Source organism: Arsenophonus sp. ENCA, from assembly GCF_002287155.1.
GTDB lineage: Bacteria > Pseudomonadota > Gammaproteobacteria > Enterobacterales > Enterobacteriaceae > Arsenophonus > Arsenophonus nilaparvatae.
This window is the reverse complement of record NZ_NHNG01000583.1, coordinates 1-2,395: the sequence shown is the minus strand read 5'-3', so window position 1 is coordinate 2,395 and position 2,395 is coordinate 1. Positions and strand designations below refer to the sequence as shown.

Below are 2,395 nucleotides of genomic sequence, written 5' to 3'. Positions count from 1 at the left end.
CTTTTTCGGCATGACAATGCATTCAGATGTACAAAAATTAGAACCCGGTGAAAAAATCCAGTTGGTGGAAGTAGATGGTAGTGCTTTTGGTGGTCCAGTTTTGCGTTTTCATGCTTACAATCTTCGTTACGCCGCCCCCCGAGGAAATTGAAAAGGCAGAAGATAAATTAAAGCCGAAGCCTATCTGGTGGCAAGGTAACGAATATGGTGCATGGCCTTATGAAATTTCGGGTTTATCAAAAAGTAGTGAGGGCAGCCAAGCCAGACCGATACTGAAAGTGGGGAATATTGATAGTCTGATATCATCACTTTGCCTAGAATTTGATGATATGGTTCAGGCAAAAGTATCCATTTATGAGACTTTTTCGCATTATCTGGATAGCAGAAATTTCCCTGATGATAATCCTACCGCGGATCCGGATGAATGCTTTAAGCAGGTATTTTATGTTGACCGAAAAAGTCATGAAGAAGCGGGGGGAATTATTCAGTTTGAACTGGCTTGTCCGTTTGATTTACAAGGCGTTATGTTGCCAGTACGTCAAATTCATAATCTTTGTTACTGGTGCATGCGGGGTTGGTATCGTTCAGGTAATGGGTGTGCCTATAATGGTAAACGCTATTTTGATGATAAAGGCAATTCGGTGGATGACCCCGCCTTAGATGAGGCTGTCGCAAAAGGGGTATTTACAATAAAAATAATTTAATTTTTTCTTTAAAATCAAAATATTGAAATCATTAAAAACATGATACTACCTCTTTTGCGACAGCCTCTAGATGTTTGTGGTGGGCTGATGAGCGATTGTAAAAAGCGATTTGGTGAAAATGTACCCTTGGATTTTGGCGGATTCCCTGCGGCAGGGTTAATACGATGATAACAAAAAGTCTTACCGAAGCAATATTTAATCACGTTAAAACGGCATTTCCGCAAGAAGCCTGCGGGGTTATTTGCCAAAAGAGCCGTGTGAAACGCTATTTTCCTTGCCGTAATCTTGCTGCAAATCCCACTGAACAATTCGAATTATCACCGGAAGATTATGCCAATGCCGAAGACTGGGGACTGCCTGTTGCTATCGTCCACTCACATTGTGGCGACGGCGTGACAACACACCCAAGTGAAATAGATAATCTGCAATGCGATGCCAGTGAGTTACCGTGGATAATTGTGTCGTGGCCAGAGGGGGATTTGCGTATTATTCAACCAAGAGGGGAGCGTGAATTAACGGGAAGGGCGTTTGTTTTGGGTTACTCCGATTGCTGGACACTGATTGTTGATTATTTTCGGCAAGAACACGGTATTACATTGAATAATTATAGTGTCACTTATCCATGGTGGGAACAAGGTGAAAACCGTTATATGGATAATTTCGCTAAAGAAGGTTTCGTTGAAATTAATGACATACCCAAAGTGGGCGATGTGGTTATTATACAGGTTCAGGCTGATGTCGCCAATCATGCAGGTATTTTGCTGGATAACGGCATGCTGCTGCATCATCTGTACGGGCAATTAAGCCGTGTCACTCCCTATAGTGATTACTGGCGTGACCGAACCGTCAAGATTGTCAGAAGGAAAGAATGGGCATGAGTGAACTAAAAACGGTTAGGCTATATGGAAAACTGGGCGCAAAATTTGGACGAGTCCATCAACTGGCTATTAGCTCCCCAAGAGAAGCCATTAAAGCATTATGTGTGCTTTACTCAGGCTTTGAGCGTTATCTGGCTGATGCCCATTTGAGAGGCGTAGAGTTTGCGGTCTTCAAGGGAAAGCATAATATAGGCGAAGATGATTTTCACCTTGATACAACACAGGATATTCGCATTGCCCCGATAATTAAGGGAAGTAAAAACGGAGGACTGTTCCAAACCATATTAGGTGTAGCAATGATAGGAGCAGCAATGATGCTGGGGCCTGTTGGGTGGGCAGCCTTTGGGGCAGGCGGGTTTATGGGTGGCGCTTTAGCGTTAGGCGGGGCATCAATGGCATTAGGCGGTATAGCGCAAATGTTGTCACCTCAGCCGCCTGGAGCTTCCGTTCGTGAGGACGCTGATAATAAACCGTCTTATGCGTTTGGCGGTGCGGTGAATACGACAGCGCAGGGTAATCCAGTGCCGTTATTGTATACTTTGGATAGAAAAGAGATAGGTGGGGCAATCATATCCGCGGGGATTTAGAGGCTGTCGCAAAAGCTCATGTTATCGATTAAAATTTGCTTTATTCGTTTTAAACGCAGATCTTTTATGACCGTATTTACTCGCAAACTGGAATCGCCTTCTCACACCAAACGTAAGTTTGTCAAAGCGCAAAATCTACCTATCTTGGAGGGTTCTGTTTCCCTTTGCGATTATCTCAAGCAAATTGGTGAACGTAGGGCATTTATTGTCACAGAGATTTTGGATG

The 2,395-nt window shown here is 43.6% G+C and carries 3 protein-coding genes and 2 pseudogenes; all 5 read left to right on the top strand.

The annotated features are described in order from the left end of the window. The first annotated feature begins 110 nt into the window (after nucleotides 1-110). Nucleotides 111-704, top strand: coding sequence for a phage minor tail protein L (locus tag CBG25_RS15240; protein WP_290607700.1), 594 nt, complete (start codon nucleotides 111-113; stop codon nucleotides 702-704). A gap of 66 nt (nucleotides 705-770) precedes the next feature. Beyond that, nucleotides 771-872, top strand: a pseudogene (locus tag CBG25_RS15235) (phage minor tail protein L); the annotation flags it as partial. Beyond that, a complete protein-coding gene (locus tag CBG25_RS15230; RefSeq protein WP_290607699.1) occupies nucleotides 869-1,582 on the top strand; it encodes a C40 family peptidase in 714 nt (237 codons plus the stop codon). The pseudogene CBG25_RS15235 and the gene CBG25_RS15230, both read left to right, overlap by 4 nt. Next, nucleotides 1,579-2,169 (top strand): tail assembly protein, encoded by a 591-nt coding sequence (locus tag CBG25_RS15225; RefSeq protein WP_290607698.1) that lies wholly within the window; start codon nucleotides 1,579-1,581, stop codon nucleotides 2,167-2,169. Before CBG25_RS15230 ends, CBG25_RS15225 begins: the two co-directional genes overlap by 4 nt. A gap of 18 nt (nucleotides 2,170-2,187) precedes the next feature. Beyond that, nucleotides 2,188-2,395, top strand: a pseudogene (locus tag CBG25_RS15220) (hypothetical protein); the annotation flags it as partial.

What these genes read in the sequence shown, in the direction of transcription:
- CBG25_RS15240 (WP_290607700.1), top strand. Translation starts at nt 111, where the DNA reads ATGCTTACAATCTTCGTTACGCCGCCCCCCGAGGAAATTGAAAAGGCA.
- CBG25_RS15230 (WP_290607699.1), top strand. Translation starts at nt 869, where the DNA reads ATGATAACAAAAAGTCTTACCGAAGCAATATTTAATCACGTTAAAACG.
- CBG25_RS15225 (WP_290607698.1), top strand. Translation starts at nt 1,579, where the DNA reads ATGAGTGAACTAAAAACGGTTAGGCTATATGGAAAACTGGGCGCAAAA.